The sequence below is a fragment of the Pandoraea sp. SD6-2 genome, from assembly GCF_000389825.1.
In the GTDB taxonomy this organism is placed as follows: domain Bacteria; phylum Pseudomonadota; class Gammaproteobacteria; order Burkholderiales; family Burkholderiaceae; genus Pandoraea; species Pandoraea communis.
On record NZ_KB944452.1, the window covers coordinates 40,164 to 64,480 of the forward strand.

Annotated in this window: 22 protein-coding genes and 1 tRNA gene; 14 read left to right on the forward strand and 9 right to left on the reverse strand. The window is 63.5% G+C overall.

Going from position 1 to position 24,317, the window contains the following annotated elements; genetic code table 11:
- Nucleotides 1–95 precede the first annotated feature (95 nt).
- On the forward strand, nt 96–2,345 hold the full coding sequence (locus C266_RS26285) for a hypothetical protein (protein WP_010806963.1): 2,250 nt from the start codon (nt 96–98) through the stop codon (nt 2,343–2,345).
- On the opposite strand, the gene C266_RS15210 is transcribed toward C266_RS26285, so the two are convergent.
- Complete coding sequence (locus C266_RS15210; RefSeq protein WP_010806964.1) at nt 2,323–2,805, reverse strand: YaiI/YqxD family protein; 483 nt, start codon at nt 2,803–2,805, stop codon at nt 2,323–2,325. The genes C266_RS26285 and C266_RS15210 overlap by 23 nt on opposite strands.
- 520 nt (nt 2,806–3,325) lie before the next feature.
- Between C266_RS15210 and C266_RS15215 the strand changes: the two genes are divergently transcribed.
- Nucleotides 3,326–4,951 (forward strand): methyl-accepting chemotaxis protein, encoded by a 1,626-nt coding sequence (locus C266_RS15215; RefSeq protein ID WP_081636303.1) that lies wholly within the window; start codon nt 3,326–3,328, stop codon nt 4,949–4,951.
- Nucleotides 4,952–5,217: 266 nt separating this feature from the next.
- On the opposite strand, the gene C266_RS15225 is transcribed toward C266_RS15215, so the two are convergent.
- On the reverse strand, nt 5,218–5,958 hold the full coding sequence (locus tag C266_RS15225) for a FadR/GntR family transcriptional regulator (RefSeq protein ID WP_010806968.1): 741 nt from the start codon (nt 5,956–5,958) through the stop codon (nt 5,218–5,220).
- A 444-nt stretch (nt 5,959–6,402) separates the two neighbouring features.
- Here C266_RS15225 and C266_RS15230 point away from each other — a divergent pair, with 444 nt between their 5' ends.
- The 7 genes from C266_RS15230 (at nt 6,403) to C266_RS15260 (ending at nt 13,616) form a co-directional block, all read left to right on the forward strand.
- The gene (locus C266_RS15230; RefSeq protein ID WP_010806969.1) at nt 6,403–7,230 is read left to right on the forward strand and encodes a transporter substrate-binding domain-containing protein; all 828 of its coding nucleotides are present in this window, start codon (nt 6,403–6,405) and stop codon (nt 7,228–7,230) included.
- Nucleotides 7,231–7,284: 54 nt separating this feature from the next.
- On the forward strand, nt 7,285–7,983 hold the full coding sequence (locus tag C266_RS15235) for an amino acid ABC transporter permease (protein WP_010806970.1): 699 nt from the start codon (nt 7,285–7,287) through the stop codon (nt 7,981–7,983).
- Between the two features lie 3 nt (nt 7,984–7,986).
- Nucleotides 7,987–8,736, forward strand: a complete 750-nt coding sequence (locus C266_RS15240; RefSeq protein WP_010806971.1) for an amino acid ABC transporter permease — start codon at nt 7,987–7,989, stop codon at nt 8,734–8,736.
- Nucleotides 8,733–9,461 (forward strand): amino acid ABC transporter ATP-binding protein, encoded by a 729-nt coding sequence (locus tag C266_RS15245; protein WP_010806972.1) that lies wholly within the window; start codon nt 8,733–8,735, stop codon nt 9,459–9,461. Before C266_RS15240 ends, C266_RS15245 begins: the two co-directional genes overlap by 4 nt.
- Before the next feature lie 103 nt (nt 9,462–9,564).
- Complete coding sequence (gene lhpI / locus C266_RS15250; protein ID WP_036663218.1) at nt 9,565–10,494, forward strand: bifunctional Delta(1)-pyrroline-2-carboxylate/Delta(1)-piperideine-2-carboxylate reductase; 930 nt, start codon at nt 9,565–9,567, stop codon at nt 10,492–10,494.
- A gap of 32 nt (nt 10,495–10,526) precedes the next feature.
- Complete coding sequence (locus tag C266_RS15255; protein ID WP_010806974.1) at nt 10,527–11,660, forward strand: mandelate racemase/muconate lactonizing enzyme family protein; 1,134 nt, start codon at nt 10,527–10,529, stop codon at nt 11,658–11,660.
- A gap of 192 nt (nt 11,661–11,852) precedes the next feature.
- Nucleotides 11,853–13,616, forward strand: a complete 1,764-nt coding sequence (locus tag C266_RS15260) for a ClcB-like voltage-gated chloride channel protein (RefSeq protein WP_010806975.1) — start codon at nt 11,853–11,855, stop codon at nt 13,614–13,616.
- A gap of 164 nt (nt 13,617–13,780) precedes the next feature.
- Here the strand turns inward: C266_RS15260 and C266_RS15265 are convergent.
- Nucleotides 13,781–13,857 (reverse strand) — tRNA-Arg (locus tag C266_RS15265).
- Between C266_RS15265 and C266_RS27785 the strand changes: the two genes are divergently transcribed.
- Entirely contained in the window at nt 13,830–13,970 is a 141-nt protein-coding gene (locus C266_RS27785; RefSeq protein ID WP_168162925.1) for a hypothetical protein, read from the forward strand. The genes C266_RS15265 and C266_RS27785 overlap by 28 nt on opposite strands.
- A gap of 111 nt (nt 13,971–14,081) precedes the next feature.
- Nucleotides 14,082–15,287 (forward strand): ornithine--oxo-acid transaminase, encoded by a 1,206-nt coding sequence (gene rocD / locus C266_RS15270; protein WP_010806976.1) that lies wholly within the window; start codon nt 14,082–14,084, stop codon nt 15,285–15,287.
- Between the two features lie 12 nt (nt 15,288–15,299).
- Here the strand turns inward: rocD and C266_RS15275 are convergent, their stop codons facing one another.
- Nucleotides 15,300–15,629 carry a multidrug efflux SMR transporter gene (locus tag C266_RS15275; protein ID WP_010806977.1) on the reverse strand — a complete coding sequence of 110 codons (330 nt, stop codon included), beginning with the start codon at nt 15,627–15,629 and terminating at the stop codon, nt 15,300–15,302.
- A gap of 179 nt (nt 15,630–15,808) precedes the next feature.
- Here C266_RS15275 and alaC point away from each other — a divergent pair, with 179 nt between their 5' ends.
- Nucleotides 15,809–17,026: an alanine transaminase gene (gene alaC, locus C266_RS15280; RefSeq protein ID WP_010806978.1), complete on the forward strand. Its 1,218-nt coding sequence runs from the start codon at nt 15,809–15,811 to the stop codon at nt 17,024–17,026.
- Nucleotides 17,027–17,110: 84 nt separating this feature from the next.
- Here alaC and C266_RS15285 read toward each other — a convergent pair whose 3' ends face one another.
- A complete protein-coding gene (locus tag C266_RS15285) occupies nt 17,111–17,890 on the reverse strand; it encodes a helix-turn-helix domain-containing protein (protein WP_010806979.1) in 780 nt (259 codons plus the stop codon).
- 127 nt (nt 17,891–18,017) lie between these two features.
- Between C266_RS15285 and C266_RS15290 the strand changes: the two genes are divergently transcribed.
- Nucleotides 18,018–18,797, forward strand: a complete 780-nt coding sequence (locus C266_RS15290) for an alpha/beta fold hydrolase (protein WP_010806980.1) — start codon at nt 18,018–18,020, stop codon at nt 18,795–18,797.
- A 57-nt stretch (nt 18,798–18,854) separates the two neighbouring features.
- On the opposite strand, the gene C266_RS15295 is transcribed toward C266_RS15290, so the two are convergent.
- The 4 genes from C266_RS15295 to C266_RS15310 form a co-directional block, all read right to left on the reverse strand.
- The gene (locus C266_RS15295; RefSeq protein WP_010806981.1) at nt 18,855–19,268 is read right to left on the reverse strand and encodes a PPC domain-containing DNA-binding protein; all 414 of its coding nucleotides are present in this window, start codon (nt 19,266–19,268) and stop codon (nt 18,855–18,857) included.
- A complete protein-coding gene (locus tag C266_RS15300) occupies nt 19,265–19,801 on the reverse strand; it encodes a hypothetical protein (protein WP_010806982.1) in 537 nt (178 codons plus the stop codon). The genes C266_RS15295 and C266_RS15300 overlap by 4 nt, the downstream gene beginning before the upstream one ends.
- On the reverse strand, nt 19,798–21,405 hold the full coding sequence (locus C266_RS15305; RefSeq protein WP_256380706.1) for an acyl-CoA synthetase: 1,608 nt from the start codon (nt 21,403–21,405) through the stop codon (nt 19,798–19,800). The genes C266_RS15300 and C266_RS15305 overlap by 4 nt, the downstream gene beginning before the upstream one ends.
- 62 nt (nt 21,406–21,467) lie before the next feature.
- Nucleotides 21,468–22,634: an acetyl-CoA acetyltransferase gene (locus C266_RS15310; RefSeq protein WP_010806984.1), complete on the reverse strand. Its 1,167-nt coding sequence runs from the start codon at nt 22,632–22,634 to the stop codon at nt 21,468–21,470.
- Between the two features lie 663 nt (nt 22,635–23,297).
- Between C266_RS15310 and C266_RS15320 the strand changes: the two genes are divergently transcribed.
- Nucleotides 23,298–24,317 carry a TRAP transporter substrate-binding protein gene (locus C266_RS15320; protein WP_010806986.1) on the forward strand — a complete coding sequence of 340 codons (1,020 nt, stop codon included), beginning with the start codon at nt 23,298–23,300 and terminating at the stop codon, nt 24,315–24,317.

Genomic DNA, 24,317 nt, shown 5'->3' on the forward strand with positions numbered 1-24,317 from the left:
CAGCAGTGGGATCGGCGGTCAAGTTTTCCGGGACGTGGGGCCGGGTATGAGATTTTCGATTCGAGGAAGATCGTGTTTTTTTGCGGTCCTCAACGATGAACCCCATCCTCTCGTCCCGTCGAAGCGCTCACCCGCGTATTTCGCTCGTTGCCCTATCGATCGGTGCGCTATTCACCCCGGCAGCATTCGCGGCCGGCGTCGTGATCGCAGACGCCCCCATTTTCCTCGGACCAAGTAGCGGCAGCGCGTCGAGTGCCACAGGCATCAGCGCCGACGGTTCCGCCGTGATCGGGACAGCGACGGTTCTCACCGACACACAGGCCTTTCGCTGGACAACCGCCACGGGTATGCAGAACCTCGGCACGCTCGGCGGCCGCTTTTCCGACGTGACTTCGGTCAGTGCCGACGGTAACGTCGTCGTCGGCCGCTCCACGACCGCGTCCAATGGCAGTGTGGTCGCCTTTCGCTGGACAACCGCCGCAGGGATGCAGAGTCTCGGCACCCTTGGCGGCGTGTCCTCCGACGCAACGGCCGTCAGTGCCGATGGCGCTGTCATCGTAGGCAGTTCGTATCCGGCAGCCATCGGCAACACGCACGCCTTTCGCTGGACAGCCGCCGGCGGCATGGCGGATCTGGGTACGCTGGGCGGCAACAATTCCTCGGCATCTGCCGTGAGTGCCGACGGCGGCGTCGTCGTAGGCGAGGCCTTGACTAGCGGCAATGTGTTACGCGCTTTCCGATGGACGGCCTCCACAGCGATGCAGGATCTGGGGGCGCTCGACGGCGGAAGCTCGAGTGCGTCGGCGGTCAGTGCCGACGGTGCCGTCGTGGCAGGTAAGGCGAACACGATAAGCAACGCAACGCGGGTGTTTCGCTGGACAAGCGCCACGGGCATGAAAGATATCGGCACATTTGGCGGGGACACCGCCTACTTCTACGGCATGAGTGCCGATGGTTCCGTTTTCGTCGGCGCTGCCGCGATGCCGGGCAACACCGCCGTCCACGCCTTTCGCTGGACTGGCGCGACGGGCATGGCCGATCTGGGAACGCTGGGCGGCCCCCAGTCCTTGGCGAGCGCCGTCAACGCCAGCGGGTCTGTGATCGTGGGGCTCGCGCAAACGTCCAACAGCGACCTTCGTGTTTTTCGCTGGACCAGCGCCACGGGGATGCAGGATCTGCAAACGCTGCTGGCGAATGCCGGGGTGCGCATGTCCGGTATCACCCTGAACAGCGTATCGGGCCTGTCATCGAACGGGCAGTACATCGTTGGAAGCGGCAGCGGGCCGGCGACAAACGGCATCGGCCAGGCTTATCTCATCCGGTATATCGATGCGACGGTGTTGCCGCCTCCCGCAACGGAGCCTGCCGCCCCGCAGAACCCTGCGGCAAGCACGCCGAGCCCCGGATCGCCCTCGCCAGCCGCCCCTGTGCTTCCCGTGATCGCGGGTGTCACCACGCCGGCGTCGGTGCAAGCCTCGGCCAATCAGGTCGGCAAGAGGCGTCAAAGCGTCATGGGGCAGATGCACGGCTTCACCGACCAGATGCTGGGGGAAGGCGCGCCGTCGGGCGCGCCGAGCGGGGTGTCGGCGTTCGGCTCGGTCGGCTCGCTGGCTGCGGGGATCACGGGGCATTTGAATCTGGCGCCGTTCGAACTTGTCGCGGGCCTTGGCTATGCGTCGGAGAGCTATTCGGATACGGAGATGAAGGGGGCCTTTACGGCAGCGGCCAAGCTGCGCTACGCCTATATGCTCGACGACCGGATCGGGTGGTTCGGCGAAGCTGGCGGCTTCTACTCGCCCGACAGCAATTACCGCTTCTCCCGCAACTATGCAAACGGCTCGGGCACCGCGACGGGCAGCGGCAGTGCGTCGGGCAGACAAGCCTATGGATTTGCGCGTCTCGGCATGCTGATCAACGTGACGGCGAACGATCAACTGACGCAATCCCTTGAAATCGGACGCCAGGTATTGCATACGGGGTCGTACAGCGAGGTGCTGTCACCGGCCAACCCGTTCGAGGCGAGCATGCCGGCGGCGTCGTCCACGATGAACGTGCTCAAACTCCGCGAGAAGTGGGTGCATGCTTTCACCTCGACCATCGACGCCGCGATCTGGGGCGCGTGGGCGCATGGCTTCAGCTACCGTGACGGCTCACAGTTGAACGTCGGCGGCGTGGGTGCACTCTCGCCGCAAGTGTCGAACCGCCTCAATTGGGTGGAGTATGGCGCCCGGGTAGGCTACCGGGTGAATCGAAAGGCAAAGGTTTCGGCGTTCGTCAACGGTGTGGCCGGCGCCGACGTCGGGGCACGCACCCACGTCGGGCTCAATCTTGAGATGTTCTTTTGATGGCGTTGCCCGATGCGCGATAACGAGTGAGGAAGCGATCGAACTCCCCCGCAAACGCTTTGCCGTCGCGGGGGCTGAAGGGCGCGGGTCCGCCCGTGTCGATGCCGGCGATGCGAAGTTGATCCATCATGTCGCGAACGGACAAACGTTCCCGGATATTGTCTGGCGAGAACCAGCTCCCTCGCGGATCGAGCGCATTCCCGCCCTTGTCGAGCACCGCCGCCGCGAGCGGGATATCCCCGGTAATCACCAGGTCTCCGGCAGTGACCAATTCGACGATGCGCGCGTCGGCGACGTCGAATCCCGACGGCACCTGAATCGTCTTGATGAATGGCGACGGCGGTGTACGCAAGAATTGATTCGCGACCAGGGTGACCTGAATTTCCTCGCGGCGCGCCGCGCGAAACAGAATTTCCTTGATGACGGCGGGACAGGCGTCGGCGTCGACGAAAACTTGCATTTTGGGTGACTTCGAAAGCGTTGGAGAAGTCATCATAAGCCATCGTTGATCTTCCGCAGCGCCGGGAATTTACGCTTCGGCACGCCCCCGTTTGCAAAAAAGCAGGTCGCCGTCCGCAATGCCGTGCGCGGCCGCCACCAGGCTCCCCACATTCACGCTTGCCGTCGCCCCGAAGTACACACCCGCAGGTTGACAAAATAAGTCGTTGACGGACAACGCCAGCATCTCTTAGCACTCCCACAATGGAGCCGCGTGGTTAAAGCCCAAAAGACGACCACCTTTGCCATCTGCGTCGAAAGCTGGGGGCTCGACTTGCTCGAAATGGTGCGTGGGGTCAGTGTCAAGCCGGAAAATGCACCGCAGAGGTGCGGAAATGGATTTCGTCAGGGCGTTCCTAAATATATTTAATATATCGCCGTAAACCCTCGAATGCAGGTGGTTTCGAACGAATGCCCCTGCGCTGCAGATATCCTCCAATCCTCCGGACGTCCCTACGTTCGGGAAAGTGCAAGGACACACCATGCGGTTCTCCCGTCTTTCAATAAACGGCCGCCTGGCCGCTTCGATGGCATTTCTCGGCGTACTGCTGATCGCCATCGGTGCTTTCGGCCTCGTCGGTATGCACGACAGTAACGACGCCAATCGCGTTACTTACGCTGAACAAATGCCCAAGTCCATTGCTGTGGGAGAGATGACGATCCTGGTTGGCCGCCAGCGCACGTCGCTGGACCGGGCGGCAATCAATCCGGGTTCGGACGATGCGAAGCTCATGTATACGAAGGAAAAAGAAGTGGCCACCGGCGCAGAAGAGGCTTGGGCCCGCTACCTGAGCTTGCCGCGCGACGCCGGCGAAGACAAGCTGGCCGCTGAGGTAACCACGCAGTATCGTGCCACTGAAGACGTGCTGACGCAGTTCCGCGAAGCGACCGTGCGTGGAGATCGTGACGAGATCCTCAAGCTGATGGTGAACGTCGGCACCATCTACACCCGTATGCAGACGGCTGCGCAGGCGCTCAAGACCTATCAATTGAATCAGGCGAAGGAGACCTTCGACGCCGCACAGAGCCACTATCAATTGTTTCGCGCTGGCAGCATCGTTGCGATCCTGATCGGTGTGCTCGCGGCGGCTCTTAGCTGGCTGATGCTCCGCCGCGCAATCCTGGGGCCTGTCAATGAAGCGATCGGGCACTTCGAAGCCATTGCGCATGGTGACCTGACCCACGACATCCAGGTACGCTCGCAAGACGAGATGGGCCGCATGCTGCAAGGATTGGTGGCGATGCAGGCAAGCCTGACGCACACCGTCGAGTCGATTCGCGACGGCAGCGTTGCCATTGCCAACGCCACGCGTGAAGTTGCAGCGGGCAATGCCGACCTGTCGGCACGCACCGAAGGGCAGGCGGCCTCGGTGGAAGAGACCGCGTCGAGTGCGGAGGAGTTGGCCAGCACGGTACGTCAGAATGCGGAGAACGCTGAGCGGGCGAGCGAACTGTCGTCGTCCGCTTCGGGCATTGCGCGCAAGGGGCATGACGTGGTGTCGTCGGTGGTCAGTACGATGGACGAGATCAGCAAAGGCTCGGCGGCGATTTCGGAGATTACGTCGATGATCGAGGGCATTGCGTTCCAGACCAACATCCTGGCGCTGAACGCGGCCGTCGAGGCGGCACGTGCAGGCGAGCAGGGCCGCGGTTTCGCCGTGGTGGCTGGCGAAGTGCGCACGCTTGCACAGCGCTCGTCGGCGGCAGCCAAGGAAATCAAGGAACTGATCGAAAACTCGACGCAGCGCATCGCCACGGGTGCCGGGCAGGTGCAGCAGGCCGGTGCGACGATGAGCGAGATCATCGATGCAGTGAGCCGCGTGCGCGCCATCATGGACGAGATCACTGCAGCTTCGCGGGAGCAGAGCCAGGGCGTGGGGCAGGTCAGCATCGCCGTCAATGAAATGGATCAGGGGCTGCAACAGAACGCGGCGCTTGTCGAGCAGTCGGCCGCTGCGGCCCGGGCGCTTCAGGAACAGGCGCAAGCGCTGGCCAGCACGGCCGCGTTCTTCAGGTTACGTGCCGATGGCATCGGCGCGCGCAGTACGGGGCCGCGCCAGGACGAACCGGCGCTGGCACAAGACAACGCGTTGAGGTTGGTGGCCTGAGCACACGGCACTCCGTGCTTTAGTCGGCCGTTCGTCTGCGGCGACACACGAAAAAAGCCCGCCAATCGGCGGGCTTTTTTTGCTGCGCCGCGAGGAAATTCAGGTCACCCTGGTCGCGAATCAATTCTTGCGCACACCGCCGTCGGGATTCGGCGTCGCCGGAGACCTGATCGAAACCCGCTTTCACACCTCTGAGGTGCATTTTTTCGAGCTTGACACCGGCTCCACACACCATTTCGAGAAACTCGCCCCCCAGCTTCCGACGCTCACTTCGGCGCAATATCGCGACGCACTCGCTGAATATGCTGCTCGACATAGAACCCCGCGCTCTCGGCATCGCGTTGCACAATCGCCTCGTAGATCATGCGATGCTCCGCCGCATAGAGATGGATGCGATTGGCATCGTAAATGCCGTCGTCCTTGATCCGCTTCCACAGTGCCTGATCCATCGTTTTTGCCACTTCTTCGGCAATGCGCACGAGCAGGGCGTCGCCGGTCATGATCGCGAGTTGCCGATGGAACAGCCGGTCGCTGTTGTTCCACAGCGCACGTTGCTCCGGGTCGCTGATGTCCTGAATGGTTTCCATCTGATCGAGGAACTGCTCGGCCATGCGGTCTCGCTTACCTTGGCTTGCGGCCTTGCGGGCGATCGCCGGCTCCAGGATCAGGCGGGCATCGAGCGTCGATGTCGGGCTGAAATCCGCGTCCACGTCATACGCCGAGCCGCTCGCCGGGCTTGTAGCAAGGATCTGCGCTGCGCCCGGCACGACGTAAGTGCCCGAGTTGCGACGCGTAACGACCAGCCCTTCGTTCTGGAGCGCACCGATCGCTTCGCGCACCGCGGGTCGGCCGACACCGAACCGGGAAGCCAACTCACGCTCGGACGGCAGACGCGCCTCGGGCGCAAACCGGCCAGCGCGAATCTCTGCGCGAATCTTTTCCGACACTTGCTGATAGATCTGCAACGGCCGAAACTCGCCGTCCAGTTCGGGACGTGCTGACGTCATAACTCCCCCCTTCATCTATTGATCTGCCTGCGAGGCGCGCTCGCGCAGCCGAGGCCGATCCGGCGGGCCGCCAGTCCGCCCGACCCATGGCGAACGCTCGCCACACCACATTACCAATCTGGTCAGAATAATAGCCCAAATTCGACCAATTCCAAGAGCCCGCACGGTGTAACAGGACCCACCGCACGCCTATCACCGCATTTCGCACACAGCCAGAAACTCGTCACTATTGCACTATCTTTGCCCAATCCGCCATATTTCACCGATTTCCGGTTACCGCTCTCGAGAGAGTGTTTTTATTTTTGACTGGTTGATTACAAGTCCAATTTGGTCTAGCATCCAATCCAGATACCTCGCATCGACTGAAATTCCTTCCACCTTTCAGCATTTTGGTTCCCTTAACGAACCAAAAAAGCGCGACAGCGACCCATCTGGAGAAAGAACATGCAGTTCAAGACGCGTTTACTGGTAGCAGTACTCGGTGCGTGCGGCTTCTTGAGCGCGAGTAGCGCCGCCTCGGCCGATCAGTTGTCTGACGTGAAGGCGCGCGGCACGCTGACGTGCGGCGTGCTCGCCACGTTCGAGCCCTATGGTTATACGGCCCCGAACCGGGAGGTGGTCGGCTACGACGTCGACATGTGCAATGCCGTTGCCAAACAGCTTGGCGTGAAGGCGGAAGTGCGTCCGGTGGCCATCGAAGCCCGCATTCCCGAATTGCAGCAAGGCCGTCTCGACCTGCTGGTCGCCGGCCTGGGCTACTCGCCGCAGCGTGCCGAACAGGTCGCGTTCAGCGACGGCTATTACGTGAGCGAGCACAAGCTGGTGGTACGTGCCGACAAGGGCTACAAAAGCGCCACCGACCTGAACGGCAAGCGCGTGAGCTTCACCAAGGGTGGCATCACCGAGGGCTTCGTTCGCAAGACGGTGCCGCAGGCAACGCTGGTCGGTTTCGAAGACACGCCAACGGCCTTCATGGCGCTAGTGCAGGGCAAGGTCGATGCGTTCAGCGTGTCGGAAGTGGTCTCGCGCCGTCTGATCAGTAAGCTCGGCGCCAATGCCGACAAGTTCAAGACGGTGGAGCCGCCGGTGGGCCAGGAAGTGTGGGGCATCGGCGTGCGCAAGACCGAGCCGGGCATGCTCAAAGCCGTCAACGATGCGTTACACGGCTTGGAAACGTCGGGAGAAGCGCGCCAGATTTTCGACAAGTGGCTCGGCAACGGCTCGCAGTACAAGCTGCAGCGCACGTTCACGATCCAGCCGATCAAGGGCTGACGTGACGGCCATGGTCCGACCGCCCCATCTGAGTGCTCTTCAGCGGCGTATCCCGTGAGCACCCTGTCCGCGTTTCAAACGATCCTCACCGGCGAGAACGGGCATTTGCTGCTGCAAGGCGTCGCGGGCACCCTGGTGCTCGCGATCGCCAGTTGGGCGACGGCGTTCCTCGTGGGCATTGTGCTCGCCACGCTACGCATGACGCGTGTGCGTGTGCTCGAATGGCTGGTGGTTGTGTTCGTCGAATACCAGCGCAACGTGCCGCCGCTGGTCCACATTTTCCTGTGGTACTTCGGTGTGCCGCAGTTGCTGCCCGATGTCGTGCAGGACTGGCTCAACGCCAACCATGGCGAGTTTTACCTGTCGGTCGTGGCCATCGCGCTGTACTACGGCGCCTACATTTCCGAAGACATCCGCAGCGGTTTGCGCAGCGTGCCGTGGGGCCAGCACGAAGCCGCCCGCGCCATCGGTCTGAGCTATCTCGGCTCGATGCGCCGCGTGGTGCTGCCGCAGGCGATGCGTCATGCCATTCCGCCGCTCGTCTCGGGCAGCATCCTGCTGGTCAAGACGACGAGCCTGGCGATGGTGATCGGCGTGGTCGAACTCACATATGTGACCAAGGACATCGCCAACCGCACGTTCCTGACGTTCGACGTGTTCGGCATCAGTACGGCCATCTACGTCGTGATCGCCCTGTCGTTGATGTGGCTGGGTGCGGTCGTTGCGCGCCGCACGCGCCTGCCGGGGAGGTAAGCCATGCTCGACATCTTGCGCGACTACGGCGTGCTGCTGCTCATCGGCGCGTATCCGAACGGCCCGCTGGGCGGCCTCGCCGCCACCGTACTGCTGTCGATCATCGGCATCGGCCTGGCGTTTCCGCTGAGCATCGTGCTGGCGCTGGCCCAGTTGAGTCCGTTCGCCTGGATCCGCCGGCCGGCCATCGGCTTCCGGTATCTGGTGCGCAGCATTCCGCTGGTGATGCTGGTCTTTGGCGCGTACTTCGTGTTGCCGGCGATCGTCGGCCGCCCGGTGGCGGGCTTCACCACGATGGCCTGCACACTGGTGATCTTCGAGGCGGTGTATCTCGCCGAGATCGTGCGCGCCGGCATCGAGGCTCTGCCCAAGGGGCAGACCGAAGCGGCTCAGGCCCTCGGCATGAGCTACCACGTTCGCATGCGTCGCATAGTGCTGCCGCAAGCGCTCTACAACATGCTGCCGAGTATGGTCGGCCAGTTCGTCACGGCGCTCAAGGACACCTCGCTCGGCTTCATCATCGGTGTGCAAGAACTGACGTATGCGGCCAGCCAGGTCAACAACGCGCTGCTCACGGAGCCGTTCAAGGTCTACTTCCTGCTTTCCATCGTGTACTTCGTGCTGTGCTTCTCGATTACCCAGTTTGCCCGCCGGCTCGAAGCGCGCATCGCCGCGCGACGTTCGGCGGCCGGCGCCCGTAAGCCGTCATCCGTGCGAGCACGCAGCGCGCGCCGCCAGGGAGTTCCTTCATGATCCGCTTCTCCAAGGTCAATAAATGGTACGGCGACTACCATGCGCTGCGCGACATCGACGCCGAAGTCCGTCGCGGTGAAGTCGTGGTGGTGTGTGGCCCGTCGGGCTCCGGCAAGTCGACGATGATCCGCACCATCAACCGTCTCGAAGAGATCGACAACGGCCAGATCAGCGTCGACGGTCAGGACATCCATGCCCGCGGCCTCGATCTGAACCGCTTCCGCAGCCACGTCGGCTTCGTGTTCCAGCAGTTCAACCTGTTTCCCCACCTGTCGGTGATCGAGAACGTCGTTGCCGCGCCGCTGTGGGTCGGTAACATCGACCGCAAGACCGCCATTGACGAAGCGCACGCGATTCTCGAGCGCGTGAACATGGCCCACAAGGCCGATGCGCATCCCGGCCAACTCTCGGGCGGCCAGCAACAACGCGTGGCGATTGCCCGCGCGCTGGCGATGAAGCCGCCGGTGATGCTGTTCGACGAGCCGACCAGTGCGCTCGATCCGGAGATGGTCGGCGAAGTGCTGGCCGTCATGAAGGATCTCGCGCGCGAAGGCATGACGATGGTCTGCGTCACCCACGAGATGAAGTTCGCGCGCGACGTGGCCGACACCATCTGGTTCATGGACGGCGGCACGCTACTCGAGCGCGCCGATCCGCAAACGTTCTTTACCGCCCCGAAACACCCGCGCGCGCAGGCGTTTCTCTCCGACATTCGCAGCCACTGACGTCTGTTGCAGGCGGCCGCGCCCCGTGTGCACCACAAGCACACGCGCCGGCCCCGCAATGGATGGCGAGACGCCATACACCGACAAAGCCCAGCCCCGCCCCATGTCCGCTACTGAAACCCTCGCCGTCTGCGATCAGGCACAGACCGCCCGTCTGCTCGACTACCCCACCCTGCTCGACGCGGTGCGCGACGCCATGATCGAGTACACGGCCGGCAAGATCGCCAGTCCCGAGCGGCTGGTCGTGCCGATGCAGCAGGGTGTGATGCTCAGCATGCCGGCCGTGGCCGACGATCTTGTCGCCCACAAGCTGATCACCGTGGTGCCAGCCAATACCGGGCGCGGCCTGCCGACCATCAACGGTCAGGTCACCGTGCTGGATGCCGTCACGGGCAGGACGCTGGCCCTGCTCGACGGCCCCGAAGTGACCGGCCGCCGCACAGCCGCCGTCACGATGCTGGGCATTCGTACCTGCCTGCCGCATGCGCCGCGCGAGATTCTGATGTACGGCACGGGCACGCAGGCCCGCCATCACGTTCGGGCCATCGCGGCCATCTTCCCGGATGCCCGGCTACTGGTCCGAGGCACGAGCCTCGCGATCGCCGAGGCGTTCTGCAATGAGATGCGCGAAACCTTCCCCAATGCCGTCCCGGCCGATCCGCTACGCATCCCCGAAACCGTAGATGCTGTGATCACGGTGACGACCAGCCTCGAACCGGTCTACGACGAGGTGGGCCGGCCGGGTCGTGTGGTGGTGGGCGTGGGCGCCTTCAAGCCGGAGATGGCCGAAATCGGCAAGGCTACGCTGGATGCCAGCACGATCTACGTCGACGATCCGGTTGGCGTGTCGGTCGAGGCCGGCGACCTGATGCGCGCCGGCGTCGACTGGAACACGGTGATCCCGCTGGCGACGGCGTTCGGTCAGACGCCGGACTTCTCACGTCCGATCGTCGTGAAGAGTGTCGGCACGGCCGCGTGGGATCTGGCGGCGAGCCGCGTGGCCGTGGCCAATCTGATGCGCGCCGCAGGCTGACGCGGCGCAGCGGCGATGGAGGGCAGGCAAACATGAAGATCGTACGTGTGACGGTGCTGGCGTTTCATCGTCAGCTCGACGGACGGGCCTGGAATCCGGCATTCCGCTGGCGCGAGCGTCAGGCGCCGCTGGTTGTCGTCGAGACCGCCGACGGCGTGCAGGGCATCGGCGAAGGCTGGTCGCGCTATACGGACTGCCGTTCGGTGCTCGACGAACTGAGTCGGGTGGTGGCCCCGCTAGCGGCGGGCTGCGAGATCGCGCATCCGCGCGATGCGGCCGCTGGCCTGTGCGCCGCGCTGCCCGCCGACGACGGCTGGGCGCGCGCTGCGGCCGCCAGCGCCCTTGACATAGCCCTCTGGGACGCGTGGGCCCGTACGCAGCAGATGCCGCTGTGGCAAGCCCTTGGCGGCGAGAGCGCCGACGCCCCGGCCTACGCCAGCGGTGCCCTGTATCGGGACGACTATCCGCTCACCGCGCTGCACGACGAAATCGCAGGGTACCGCTCGCGCGGCTTTCGTCACGTCAAGATGAAGATCGGCGGCGTGGCGTGGGCGGACGATCTGGCCCGCATCGCCACGGTGCGCAATGCCCTTGGCCCGGACGGCCTGCTGTGGGTCGACGGCGTCAATCAGCTCGACAGCGCGACGAGCGACGACTGGATCGCCGATCTGCGCTGCGTCAACGTGGCGGCCATCCAGTCGCCTGTGCCGTTCGACGACATCGACGGTATGCGCCGAATCAATGCGTCGCTGCCCGTGATTGCGTGCGAGGCGGCCCATCGCCTTGCCGAGTTCAAAGCGCTGCTCCAGGCCCAGGCGATCTCCCATATCCAGTATTGCCTGACACTGTGCGGCGGAGTGAGTGGGGGGCTCGCGCTCGACGAAATAGCGCAGGCCGCAGGCGTAACGTCCACGCCACAGTGCTTTTCGACCATCGTGGCGCAAGCCGTCACGCTGCATTTCGCCGCCGCGCGTCGCAACGTGGTCAGCGCCGAGTACCACGGATTTCATGACCATCTGAAGTCGCTGGCCGAGCAGGATCTGGGCGCCGTGCACGACGGACTGGCGAGCGCCGGCCGGGGTGACGGCCTGGGCGTGCGTATTCCAGCCGCCGGCGTACAGGACGACGGCAGCATGCTGACCCGCGTGGCGCAGTACAACGCGTAAGCGCCGCCAACGACGCACGCGGCGAGCCGCACCGACAGCGACTGTCTCGCTATTCAGATCGGGCGAATGCGTCGCGCGAGGAACGCGGGTTCTGCTCGCGGACGACAATAGCGTCCATGCGTCGACACGGGGGCATGGGGAGACAACCGGGCCGTGGCTCGCGCCACACGCCGCATCAATCCGCAAAGGGCCATGTCGCATTCGCATCACAAACTTGTCACGCTGTTGCGCGGGCGGCTGCGCGCCACACGCTGGCTACGCCCGTCCGAAGACCACACCCTGCTGCTGTGGGCCGCCATTTGCGGCGTGCTTGGCGCGCTGGCCACGCTGGCGTTTCGCGAGAGCATTCACGGGCTGCAATGGTGGCTGACCGGCAACACCAGCGGGTCGCTCGTCGAGATGGCCGAGGGCCTTCCCTGGTACCTGCGCGTCGCCTTCCCGACCGTTGGCGGCCTGATCGCCGGCGGTTTTCTCGTCTGGGCCCGGCATGTGCCGTCAGGCGCCTCGTCGGACTACATGGAAGCGGTCACGCTCGGCGAGGGACGCCTGCCCGTGCGTCAGAGCCTGCTGCGCAGCATCTCGTCGCTGTTCACGATTGCCTCCGGCGGATCGATCGGCCGGGAAGGCTCGATGGTGCAGCTCGCCGCGCTGGCGTCTTCGCTGGTGGGCCGTGCCATTCACTTCGAGCCTGCGCGCCTGCGCATTCTCGTGGCCTGCGGCGCCGCAGCGGGTCTGACGAGTGCTTACAACGCCCCGATCGCGGGTGCCTTCTTCGTCACCGAAATCGTCATCGGCTCGATCGCCATGGGCAGTTTCGGGCCGATTCTGGTGGCGTCCGTCGTGGCCAACATCGCCATGCGGGAGCTACCGGGTTATAAGCCGGCGTACGAAATGCCGGCGTTCCCGCCGATCTATGGCATCGAAGTGCTGTGCTTCCTGGCGCTGGGCCTGCTGTGCGGTGCGCTGTCCCCGCCCTTCCTGAGATTGCTGAACGTGTCGAAGCGCGGCTTCCAGCGGCTGTCGATTCCGTTACCGCTACGTCTGGCGCTGGGTGGCCTCGGCGTCGGCTTGCTGTCGATCTGGGTGCCGCAGGTGTGGGGCAACGGCTATAGCGTGGTCAACGCGTTGTTGCACGACCAATGGGCGTGGAGCACGGTTCTGACGATTCTCGTATTCAAGGTGATCGCGACCGCGCTGACGACCGGCTCCGGGGCGGTCGGCGGCGTCTTCACGCCGACGCTGTTCGTGGGCGCGGCCATCGGCTATCTCGTCGGAGCACTGGTCCACACGTTGTGGCCGGGGGCAACATCCGGCCCGTTTGCGTATGTGATGGTCGGCATGGGGGCGTTCCTGGCGGCCTCGACGAGCGCCCCGTTGATGGCAATCCTGATGATCTTCGAGATGACGCTGAGCTATCAGGCGGTACTGCCGCTGATGCTGGCATGCGTAGTGGCATATTTCGTGGCGCGCTCGCGCGGCGAGGCGTCGATGTACGAGGTGACCATCAAGCGTCATCGCGACGCAGGCGCTCGTCTGCGGCTGCGCGGCATCCGTATGCGTGAGCTGATCCGGCCAGCAGAAACGGTGTTGACGCTCGACGCCACGTTCGACGATATCTCCAAGGTGTTCCTGGAATATCCGGTCAGGTACGTTTATATCGTGGATGCCGTCGGCACGTATCTTGGCGTCGTGGCGTTGCAAGACATCGCGTCGGCGATGCACAAGGGCAACGACATGACAGGACGTACCGCGCGCAACGTCTTGCGCGAGGAATTCCTGCAAGTCATCACACCGGACATGTCGCTGACCGACGCGCTCCAGCGCTTCATGCAGCATCAGGGCGAGCGTCTTCCCGCCGTCGATGGCGACACCCGCCAGTTGCTCGGCGTGGTTCACAAGTCCACCCTGCTCGACGCCTGTGTGCAATTGAGCGAATTGGACTGCTGCCGGAATTAAGACACGTTCCAGCCTCACGCAGAGGCACGGTGTCCCTTTTCTCGCACTTGGCATTGCCATTTCGCGCCGAGCTTTCGGATAGTCGCCATGCGTCCTCACTGTGATGAAAGTGTGATGAACACGCGACTCGATGGAAGCGGCCGAACGTAAGCCCTTGACGTTGCTGGCCTGCCCAGAGGGATTCGAACCCCCGACCGTCGGCTTAGAAGGCCGATGCTCTATCCAACTGAGCTATGGGCAGTGCGTGATGGCGGCGACCGAGCGTCGCTGCCGGCGGGTCTCGATGTGATGAAGGTCGTGAAGCGCCTGAATCGCAATTGCCCGCGCTGCCATTTGCGCATCACATTCGAGTAATCCGCAATTATAGCGCACACGCATGCCAATTTCATTGGCGCCACTTCGGGATATGCCCCCTTTGCGCTCCATCCCGTTCGCATCTAGACTACTTGCGTGGAGGAGCGCGTCATGAACGAAATCGAACGCGAACAACGCTTTGGCGCCCATAACTACGCACCGCTTCCTGTGGTGCTTTCTCACGCCAAAGGCGTCTGGGTCTGGGATGTCGACGGCAATCGCTATCTCGACATGATGAGCGCCTACTCCGCCGTCAGCCACGGCCACGCGCATCCGCGTCTGGTCGCCGCGCTCACCGCTCAGGCACAACGCCTCGCCGTCGTCTCCCGTGCCTTTTACACCGACCGGCTTGGCGCCTTTCTCGAACGTCTGTGCGACCTCACGACACTCGGCGGCGCGCTACCCATGAACACCGGTGCGGAAGCCGTCGAAACGGCAATCAAGGCCGCCCGTCGCTGGGGCTACAGCGTCAAACACATCCCCGCAGATCAGGCGGAAATCATCGTCGCCGACGGCAACTTCCACGGACGCACCACCACCATCGTCGGCTTCTCCTCCGAACCCGCCTATCGCGCCGACTTCGGCCCCTTCGCTCCCGGATTTGTCCGCGTTCCCTTCGGAGATATCGAGGCGGTGCGCGCCGCCATCACGCCCTACACCTGCGCCGTACTCTTCGAGACGATTCAGGGCGAAAGCGGCATCGTGCTGCCGCCCGACGGTTTCCTGCGTGCCCTGCGCCAGCTATGCACCGAACAAAACGTGCTCATGCTGCTCGACGAAATCCAATCGGGACTCGGGCGCACCGGCCGCTGGTTCGCCTATCAACACGAGAACATCGTGCCCGACGGCGTCATGCTCGGCAAAGCCCTCGGCGGCGGCCTGCTGCCCGTGTCTGCCTTCGTCGCACGACGCGACATCATCGACCTGTTCGAGCCCGGCAGCCACGGCTCGACCTTCGGCGGCAACGCACTGGCCGCCACCGTCGCGCTGGAAGCGCTCGACGTCATGGCCGACGAAGACCTGCCGGGAAGAAGTGCCGAAATGGGCGAATACCTGCTCTCGCGACTGCACGCAATACACTCGCCCCTCATTCGCGAAGTGCGAGGACGCGGCCTCTGGGCCGGCATCGAAATCGATCCGGCACGCGCCGATGCGCACGACCTCTCACTGCGCATGCTGCGCCGTCGCGTACTGGCGAAGGAAACGCGTGCGACGGTGTTGCGTCTCGCACCGCCACTCGTCATCGAACGTGCCGAGATCGACACCTGCATCTCTGCGCTCAAGGCCGTGCTGGCCGAGGCCGAGACAGACGTGTAACGGCAACGCCCGTCAATGTGCGGACGATTTCGACCAGAGATTCATCACCAGAACACCCGCGACGATGAGCGCCATGCCGACCATGGCGGGCGCGTCAAGCTTCTGTCCGAAGAGCACGCGCGACGCTATCGAAATGAGCACAATGCCCAGCCCCGACCACATCGCGTAGGCGATGCCCACGGGGATCGTGCGCAGCGTGAGCGAGAGCATGTAGAACGCCACGCCGTAACCCACGACGACCAGCGCCACCGGCCCGCCCCGCGTGAATCCCTCCGATGCCTTGAGCGCCGACGTCGCAATCACCTCCGCCACGATCGCCACCAGCAGGTACAGATACGCCATCGAAATTCCTCGTATGCGCGAACTCAAGAGGCGCCCATCATAACCGACGGATTCCGCGCCGCGTCGCGCAAAAAAACGCTTGCCTAAGGGGGCCGCGCCGCGCTAAAGTCGCCGTCACGGTGTGGCCAGCACACCGGCGTCGCTCGGACGGTTCCGGGCGCTTACGTTCCAGGATTGCCATGTCCAGCTCCCAGAGCTCGCGCAGCTTTACGCGCATCAATCGCCTTCCCCCCTACGTTTTCAACATCACCGCCGAGCTGAAGATGGCGGCACGCCGCCGTGGCGAGGACATCATCGATCTGTCGATGGGCAATCCCGATGGCGCGACCCCGCCGCATATCGTCAGCAAGCTCGTCGAAGTCGCACAACGCCCCGACACGCACGGTTATTCGACCTCGCGCGGCATTCCACGTCTGCGCCGCGCGATCACGCGCTGGTACAAGGATCGCTATGACGTGGATCTCGATCCCGAGCGCGAAGCCATCGTTACCATCGGATCGAAGGAAGGTCTCGCCCACCTGATGCTCGCCACGCTGGATCAGGGCGACACGGTGCTCGTGCCGAATCCATCGTATCCGATCCACATCTACGGCGCGGTCATCGCGGGGGCGAACATCCGCTCCGTGCCGATGACACCCGGCATCGACTTCTTCACCGAACTCGAGCGCGGCATTCGCGAGAGCCATCCGAAGCCGAAGATGGTGATTCTCGGCTTCCCGTCGAACCCCACGGCACAGTGCGTCGAACTCGAATTCTTCGAGCGCGTGGTCGATCTGGCCCGCAAACACGACATTCTCGTGGTGCACGATCTGGCCTACGCCGATATCGTCTACGACGGCTACAAAGCGCCCTCGATCATGCAGGTGCCTGGCGCGAAGGACGTGGCCGTCGAATTTTTCACGCTCTCGAAGAGCTACAACATGGCCGGCTGGCGCATCGGCTTCATGGTCGGCAATGCCGATCTGGTCTCTGCCCTCGCCCGCATCAAGAGCTATCACGACTACGGCACGTTCACGCCCTTGCAGGTCGCGGCCATCGCCGCACTCGAGGGCGATCAGCAGTGCGTCGAAGAGATTCGCGCCCAGTATCAGCGCCGCCGCGATGTGCTCTACAAAGGATTGACGGAAGCCGGCTGGGCGGTCGATCTGCCGCGCGCGTCGATGTACATCTGGGCGCGCATTCCGGAACCGTACCGCGCGCTCGGCTCGCTCGAATTCGCAAAGAAGCTGCTTGCGCAGGCCAAGGTCTCGGTCTCGCCGGGTATCGGCTTCGGAGAGTACGGAGACGAATATGTGCGCTTCGCGTTGATCGAGAACGAGTCGCGCATTCGTCAGGCGGTACGCGGCATCAAACACATGTTCCGTGAAGACGGACTGGTGCAGCCTACGGTTCCCTGATCCGAGACCTCACACGCGACAGCACAAACCCATCGGGGCGCACTCATCCGAAGCGCCCCGATGAATCTCACAGATCGCAAGCGCTCAATCCGACCCCGCGAGATACCGGCTGGGCACCGCACCCAGCACATGGCGAAACGCCGCCGTGAACGCGCTCGGACTCCCATACCCCAGATCGAGCGCGACACGCGTCACGGATTGCCCGTCGTTCAGCCGCGCAATCGCGGCCAGCAAACAGACCTGTTGACGCCATTCGGCAAAACTCACGCCCGTCTGCTCACGAAACCGGCGCGTGAATGTGCGACGGCTCATCGATGCCATGGCCGCCGCCTCGTCGAGACCGGTCGTCATCGAGGGCGCGGCGAATACCGCCCGGCAAACGCTTGCGAGTTGCGCATCGTCAGGCAGCGGCGCATGTAACGACAGACGCGGCATCGCGGCCATCTCGGCAATCAGCAACGCCATGAGTTTGCCGTCGCGCGCGTCTTCGTCATACATCGGCGGCAGATCGACGGCGTCTTCCAGCAACTGCCTGAGCAATGGCGAAACCCCATACACGCAGCAGCGATCCGGCAAACCGGCGGCCCCCGAGGCATGCGGCGTCACGAAGGTATTGAGCATGGTCACCGGGCCGCTCATCGTCATGGCGTGCGAGACACCGGCGGGTACCCAGCAAGCACGTTGCGGCGGCACGAACCACCGGCCCTGCGGCGTCGACACCGTAATCAAGCCTCGCGACGCGAACGCGAATTGCCCGCGCGCGTGGGCATGCTCTGGAAATGTGAGTCCCGCCGGGTAGTCGTTGGCCGTGACCACCACACTTCGCGGCAAATGTTCGTAGGGATCGATCAGCGTATTTCGCATGGCCCGGATTCTACAGACAATGACCCAGCATCGGCAGCGGGCACGCCGCAGGGTCACTACGATTAGCGTCGTTATCCGGCCGCCATTGCGTGCGCCGGATGTCTCAACACCCGCTCCCGGAGTCAAAATGCCCAATACCTATCACCGCGCCGGTCACGGCCCGCATGCCGTCATCGTGCTGCATGGCTGGTTCGGCGACGCTCGTTCATTTCATGAGTGCGAACCGTGGTTGTCACATGACGAGTTCAGTTACGTCTTTATGGACTACCGCGGCTACGGCGGCATGCGCGACACCCCCGGCGCCTATACGATCGCCGAGATCGCGCAGGACACCATCGATCTGGCCGATACCCTCGGTCTGTCCACCTTCAGCCTGATCGGCCATTCGATGGGCGGCATGGCCATCGAGAAGGTCGCGGCCCTCGCCCCTCACCGCATACGCAAACTCGTGCCCGTCGCCCCGGTGCCCTGCGGCGGCGTACCGTTCGACGCCACCCGGCGCGCGCTGTTCGAAGACGCGGCAACATCGCTGGACCATCGCAAGACGATCATCGCGCGCAGTACGGGCCTGCGTCTGCCGCCGTCATGGATTGCATGGAAGGCGCAATACTCGGCGGCGCATTCGTCCGCACAGGCATTCGCGGCCTATTTCCGCGCCTGGGCCGACACTGACTTCAGCGATGCGCTTCAAAGCACGCTGCCGGTCAAGGTGCTGATTGGCGAAAACGATCCGACGTTCAACACCGCACTCATGACGCAGACGTACTTGCAACGCTATGTGCACGCCAGCGTCGAAGTTCTCGGCAACGCCGGCCACTACCCGATGAACGAGACGCCTCTCGCGCTGGTCGCCGCGATCGAATCCTTCTTGCGAAGCGACAGCGAAACCGCCGCTCAACCTCATTGAAAAATGGGGAGTCCCCAGACTCCCCATTCGCCTCACGCGGCACGTCGCTGGCGGCGACTACGCGGGCAACCACTCCTGCAACGTCACTTCGATCGTGATGAACGACAGATTGCCGCCACGCACGAAGCGTCCTGCGAACATGCGTCCCTCTGTGTCCGCCACCATGCCATGCAGCATGGGCAGCGTGTGCGCGGCATCGGGCCGGACATCCACCTCGCCGAACACATTGAGGATTTCCACGCCGGGGCCGCTCACCAGTTGCTCACGCCAGCCGTCACCCGCGCGAAATGCCAGACGTGCGTCAATCAGACTCCCCACCGCGCCGCGCACGATGGCCCGCGAGATGCCATGCTCCGCGCACAGCGCCTCGATGCTCTCCGTCAGGTCCTGATTCGGTTTGAGACGTGCCACGACCAACCTGCCCAGCGTGCCGTTCTCGATGGCCACCGGAACATCCAGCGCTGTACTCATGAGAGGCCTCCGGCGACGGGATGGAGCAGGTGAAAGCGCGTCTCGTCGTCATCGGCGGTCACGTAGCCGCCGTGCTCGAACAGACACAGGCGAATCACCACAGGCTCGTCTCCGGCCCAGGTGTGATCGAGAATCAGATGACCGCCATGCAATTCGCCACACGGGTCGGAAAACCCCGCATGGCAATGCAACAGCGTGGCACCGTCGGCCGTACGGCCGACCGTGATCGCACCGCCGATCAGATCCACCTCCCGGGTTTCGTCGACCGGCGCCCCATAGCCGAAGGGGCGCTCCGTGTCAGCGGTGTTCTCTATCATGTGATACCGCAGACCTCGCGCGGTGCCCGCGCAGAAGCGGCCGACGCCGCCGCCATACGCATAGCGGGATAACGCCGCGCGTAAGGCCTCTCCGAGATTCGCACCAGACCGGATCGTCACGCGCAGTTCGTGCTGCCCGCTCAACACGCAGTCTTCCACACGGGGTAACGTGGGGGCGCCTGCATGCCGATAGATCCGTGAAAGCGCAGGTTTCATAGTCGATAGTCTCCTTGCTCTTCGAGCATCGTCTTGATTTGCTTCTTCACGATCTTGCCGTAGCCCGACTTGGGCATGGCATTCCAGAAAATGAAGCGACGCGGCCACTTGTAGCGGGCGATGCGCGCTTCGAGATGTCCGAGCAGTTCGTCGGCCTGAGCGGCCATGCCCTCCCGTGCGACCACCACTGCGAGCCCGCTCTCGCCCCACTTGGGGTCGGGCACGCCAAGCACCGCGCACTCCGACACGGCCGGGTGCGTGAGCAACGCTTCCTCGATCTCGCGCGGGTAGACGTTCGAGCCCCCCGAGATGTACATGTCCGAGGCGCGTCCCGTGATGTACAGGAAACCCTGCGCATCCACATGCCCGAGATCGCCGGTGTGGAACCAGTCGTCCTTGAACGCCTTGGCGTTCGCGTCCGGATTGTTGTGATACCCCATGAAGACCGCCGGCCCGCGCACACAGATCTCGCCTGAGGCGAACGGTGGCTGACGCTCGCCATGCTCGTCGAGAATCGCCACCTCCATGCCTGTGCGCGGCACACCGCAAGTGCCGATGCGCGCGTCGGGCGCGTTGTCGTCGTCGCTGTGCAGCCACGGCGGCAGTACCGTGATGTTGCCCGTCACCTCGCCCAGACCGTAGTACTGCACCAGCACTCGGCCCAGCTTTTGCAGCGCGTATTTCTGATCCGCGCGATACATCGGCGCCCCGGCATAGATCACAAAGCGCAACGAGCTATGGTCGTAGCGATCCACCGCCGGGTCTTCGACCAGCATCTTGACGATGGTCGGCACCGTGAACATGTTGTCGACGCGATAACGCTCGATGGCCTGCCAGACCTGCTCCGCGTCCATCTTCTCGCCCGGCAGCAGCACGCTGGCCGCCCCGCGTGCCGTATTCACGATGGCGTGAATGCCCGCCCCGTGCGAGAGCGGCGCCACCACCATCGAGCGGCTGCGGTAAGTGATGCCGGGCATCAGATCGGCCAAATGATTGGTGACGACGAAAGCCATCTGCCCATGCGAGAGCACACCCGCCTTCGGATGGCCGGTCGTGCCCGATGTGTAGAAGAACCACAACGGGTCTTCGTACTCGACTTCCGCTTCATAGCCGGGGGCGCCGAGGTGTTCGGCCACCAGTGTCTCGTAGTGCATCTCACCCGCGCGCGGCGCGCCCAGCGCAATGACATGGCGCAACGCCGGCGAGGCGGCACGCACAGCGTCGACATGCCCCTCGAAGCCCGCGTCGTAGATCATCACGCAGGCGCCGCTTGATTGCCCCAGATATGCGGCTTCCGGTGGGGTGATACGGAAGTTCGTCGGCACCCAGACCGCGCCCAGCCGAAAGGCGATCCACGCGCTCTCGAAGATGGGCAGGTTGTTGCGCGAATGCACCAGCAGCTTGTCGCCACGGCGCACACCCAGCTTGCGCAAGGCATCGACGGCGGCGTTCACGCGGGCGTCGATCTCGCCCCACGTGCTGACCTTCTCACCGATGATCACGCCGGGTTCGTCAGGATGACGCCGGGCAACGTCGGCCAGCAGCCGGCCGAGATTCATGACCTTCTTGAGCATTTCGCTCGTCTCCTCTTTCTTCTTTCTCAGTCTTGCTGTCTGTCTTGCCCGGCCAACGCCGGGCAACCTGCCTGACACTGTCGTGCAACGTATCAGCGCGCTTCGAGAATGCTCACGTAGTTCGCCACTGCCGCCCCGCCCATGTTGAAGACGCCCGCGAGCTTCGCGTTCGGGATCTGCATCTCACCCGCAGACCCTGTCAGTTGCATGGCGGCCATGACGTGCATGGAGACGCCTGTCGCCCCGACCGGGTGCCCCTTTGCCTTCAACCCGCCCGACGGATTGACCGGCAGCAGACCGTTCTTTTCGGTCAACCCCTCGGCCACCACGTTTGCACCCTGCCCCGGCTTGGCGAGCCCCATCGCCTCGTACTCGATGAGTTCGGCGATGGTGAAACAGTCATGTGTCTCGACCAGCGACAGGTCTTTGAGCGAGACGCCGGCAACGCCCAGTGCCTGACGCCAGGCGTGCTGTCCGCCTTCAAACGCCAGCGGGTCACGACGCGAGAGCGGCAAGTAGTCGTTGACCTGCACCGCCGCGCGAAAGCCGACGGCCTTGGGCATCGTGCGCGCCACGTCGGCAGACGAGATCACGAGCGCGGCAGCTCCGTCCGACACCATCGAGCAATCGGTACGCTTGAGCGGCCCGGCCACGAACGGATTCTTCTCGGAGACATTGCGGCAGAAGTCGTAACCGAAGTCCCGACGCATGTGTGCGTAGGGATTGACCGAACCGTTGCGATGGTTCTTCGCCGCAATGCGTGCGAGGGCGTCGGACTGGTCGCCATAGCGGTCGAAGTACGCTTGCGCAATGGTGCCGAACACGCCCGCAAAACCGCCCGGAATGTCGGCCTCTTCGCGTGCGTAGGAACATTTGAGCAACACCTCGCCGACCTGCGGCGTCGCCAGTTCGGTCATCTTCTCGAAGCCGATCACGAGCACGTGCGTGGCTTTGCCCGCTTCGATGGATTGCAGTCCGCCATACACGGCGGCCGACCCCGTCGCGCACGCATTCTCGTAGCGCGTGGCCGGTTTGAAGCGCAGGCCGGGAATTCGGTTGAAAACGAGCGACGACGGGAAGTCCTGATACAGGAAACCGCCATTGAAAGTGCCGACGTGAATGGAATCGATCTGTTCGGGCGCGAGGCCCGCGTCGTCGAGCGCAGCTTGTGCGACATCGGCCAGCAAGACTTCGGCATCGACGTTGTCGAGTTTTCCGAACTGGGAGTGGGCCCAGCCGGTAAGGCATGCAGCAACCATGAAGTGTCTCCGGAAAAATGGGGTCATCCAGACTCCGGTGAGCAATTTCGATGCCAGACATGGGCACCTCCCCACGCCGATGACGCGCTAACGGCATCCACGGCGCATTGCAGCTCGATTGCGATGCTCGCGCTTGTGGCGCTTTCGCAATTGACGTAAGCGTAAAGCCGCATCCACTACGGCATCAAGTGAATTCGGATGCACACCAAACGAAATGTATTTGCTGTGCTGCAACACAACCGGCCGGGCACGGCGGCATGCGACACCTGTCGCATCGCTGTCGTCGATCACATGCGACAGGTGTCGCAAGGCGGGCGGCAAATGCGACAGGTGTCGCACCGCATCCGGGTGCCGATCGGACTCCGCTCGCAGATGCAGCAAACGGCGCTCGCGGCGCCGACGTACCGCCACGGCGGGTTCCGCCAGATAAAAGGAAGCGCAGCGAGGCAACCCGACACGCGCGGGACTTCATGAGTGCTTAACAAGATAAGGGTTTTCCCGCCTGGGCTGCGATCTGGCATTCGACTTGCGTAAGATAGCCAAGCCACTTGCGAGTCGCTTCACGCTTGCATTAGGAGTTGGCCGGGGCATTGCAGGGCAACACGACAGCACGCCTCGCGCATCAGACGCAGTCACCAAACCAATAATCAGGAGACATGCAGTATGAGCAATATGGACCGCCGCCACTTCATCAAGGTTGTGGCCGCCACTTCGGCCGCTGCCGCCACGGGGTTGTATCAGACGCAGGCCCGCGCCGCAGAATTCACGCTGAAGTTCGCCAACAACCTGCCCATCAGCCATCCGATGAACATTCGCGCCAAAGAGATGGCGCAGAAAATCGCAGAGCAATCGAAGGGCCGTATCGACTTCCAGATTTACCCGAACAACCAGCTCGGCACCGATAGCGACATGCTGAGCCAGATCCGTTCGGGCGCCATCGATTACTTCACGCTCTCGCCGCTGATTCTCGGCACGCTGGTGCCCTCGGCGCAGATTTCGGGCGTGGGCTTCGCGTTCAAGGATTACGGTCAGGTGTGGGCGGCGATGGACGGCGACCTCGGGGCGCATGTGCGCGGCCAGATCGCCAAGACATCGGTGTTCGCCTTCGACAAGATCTGGGAAAACGGTTACCGCCAGATCACCACGAGCAGCCGCCCGATCAACTCGCCGGCCGACCTCAAGGGCCTGAAGATCCGGGTGCCGACGAGCCCGCTATGGACGTCGATGTTCCGTGCCTTCGACTCGTCGCCGACATCGATCAACTTCGCCGAAGTGTATTCGGCCTTGCAGACGCACATCGTCGAAGCGCAGGAGAATCCGCTCGCGCTGCTGACCACGGCCAAGCTGTATGAAGTGCAGAAGTACGTGTCGATGACGAACCACATGTGGGACGGCTTCTGGTTCCTCGCCAACAAGCAGAAATGGGACAAGCTGCCCAAGGACTTGCAGGCAATCGTCACCGCCAACGTGAACGCCGCGGCGATGGCGCAACGCGACGACGTGCGCAAGCTCAACGACGGCGTCATGGCCGAACTCAAGCAGAAGGGTCTCGTGTTCAACGCACCGAACAACGAGCAATTCCGCGAGAAGCTTCGCGCCGCCGGCTTCTATGCCGAATGGCACAAGAAGTTTGGTGACGAAGCGTGGACCACGTTGGAAAAGTACACCGGGAAGCTCGCGTAA

Excerpts from the sequence above, each read along its gene's own strand:
- C266_RS26285 (WP_010806963.1), top strand. The coding sequence starts at position 96 with ATGAACCCCATCCTCTCGTCCCGTCGAAGCGCTCACCCGCGTATTTCG.
- C266_RS15210 (WP_010806964.1), bottom strand. The coding sequence starts at position 2,805 with ATGCAAGTTTTCGTCGACGCCGACGCCTGTCCCGCCGTCATCAAGGAA.
- C266_RS15215 (WP_081636303.1), top strand. The coding sequence starts at position 3,326 with ATGCGGTTCTCCCGTCTTTCAATAAACGGCCGCCTGGCCGCTTCGATG.
- C266_RS15225 (WP_010806968.1), bottom strand. The coding sequence starts at position 5,958 with ATGACGTCAGCACGTCCCGAACTGGACGGCGAGTTTCGGCCGTTGCAG.
- C266_RS15230 (WP_010806969.1), top strand. The coding sequence starts at position 6,403 with ATGCAGTTCAAGACGCGTTTACTGGTAGCAGTACTCGGTGCGTGCGGC.
- C266_RS15240 (WP_010806971.1), top strand. The coding sequence starts at position 7,987 with ATGCTCGACATCTTGCGCGACTACGGCGTGCTGCTGCTCATCGGCGCG.
- C266_RS15245 (WP_010806972.1), top strand. The coding sequence starts at position 8,733 with ATGATCCGCTTCTCCAAGGTCAATAAATGGTACGGCGACTACCATGCG.
- lhpI (WP_036663218.1), top strand. The coding sequence starts at position 9,565 with ATGTCCGCTACTGAAACCCTCGCCGTCTGCGATCAGGCACAGACCGCC.
- C266_RS15255 (WP_010806974.1), top strand. The coding sequence starts at position 10,527 with ATGAAGATCGTACGTGTGACGGTGCTGGCGTTTCATCGTCAGCTCGAC.
- C266_RS15260 (WP_010806975.1), top strand. The coding sequence starts at position 11,853 with ATGTCGCATTCGCATCACAAACTTGTCACGCTGTTGCGCGGGCGGCTG.
- C266_RS27785 (WP_168162925.1), top strand. The coding sequence starts at position 13,830 with ATGCTCTATCCAACTGAGCTATGGGCAGTGCGTGATGGCGGCGACCGA.
- rocD (WP_010806976.1), top strand. The coding sequence starts at position 14,082 with ATGAACGAAATCGAACGCGAACAACGCTTTGGCGCCCATAACTACGCA.
- C266_RS15275 (WP_010806977.1), bottom strand. The coding sequence starts at position 15,629 with ATGGCGTATCTGTACCTGCTGGTGGCGATCGTGGCGGAGGTGATTGCG.
- alaC (WP_010806978.1), top strand. The coding sequence starts at position 15,809 with ATGTCCAGCTCCCAGAGCTCGCGCAGCTTTACGCGCATCAATCGCCTT.
- C266_RS15285 (WP_010806979.1), bottom strand. The coding sequence starts at position 17,890 with ATGCGAAATACGCTGATCGATCCCTACGAACATTTGCCGCGAAGTGTG.
- C266_RS15290 (WP_010806980.1), top strand. The coding sequence starts at position 18,018 with ATGCCCAATACCTATCACCGCGCCGGTCACGGCCCGCATGCCGTCATC.
- C266_RS15295 (WP_010806981.1), bottom strand. The coding sequence starts at position 19,268 with ATGAGTACAGCGCTGGATGTTCCGGTGGCCATCGAGAACGGCACGCTG.
- C266_RS15300 (WP_010806982.1), bottom strand. The coding sequence starts at position 19,801 with ATGAAACCTGCGCTTTCACGGATCTATCGGCATGCAGGCGCCCCCACG.
- C266_RS15310 (WP_010806984.1), bottom strand. The coding sequence starts at position 22,634 with ATGGTTGCTGCATGCCTTACCGGCTGGGCCCACTCCCAGTTCGGAAAA.
- C266_RS15320 (WP_010806986.1), top strand. The coding sequence starts at position 23,298 with ATGAGCAATATGGACCGCCGCCACTTCATCAAGGTTGTGGCCGCCACT.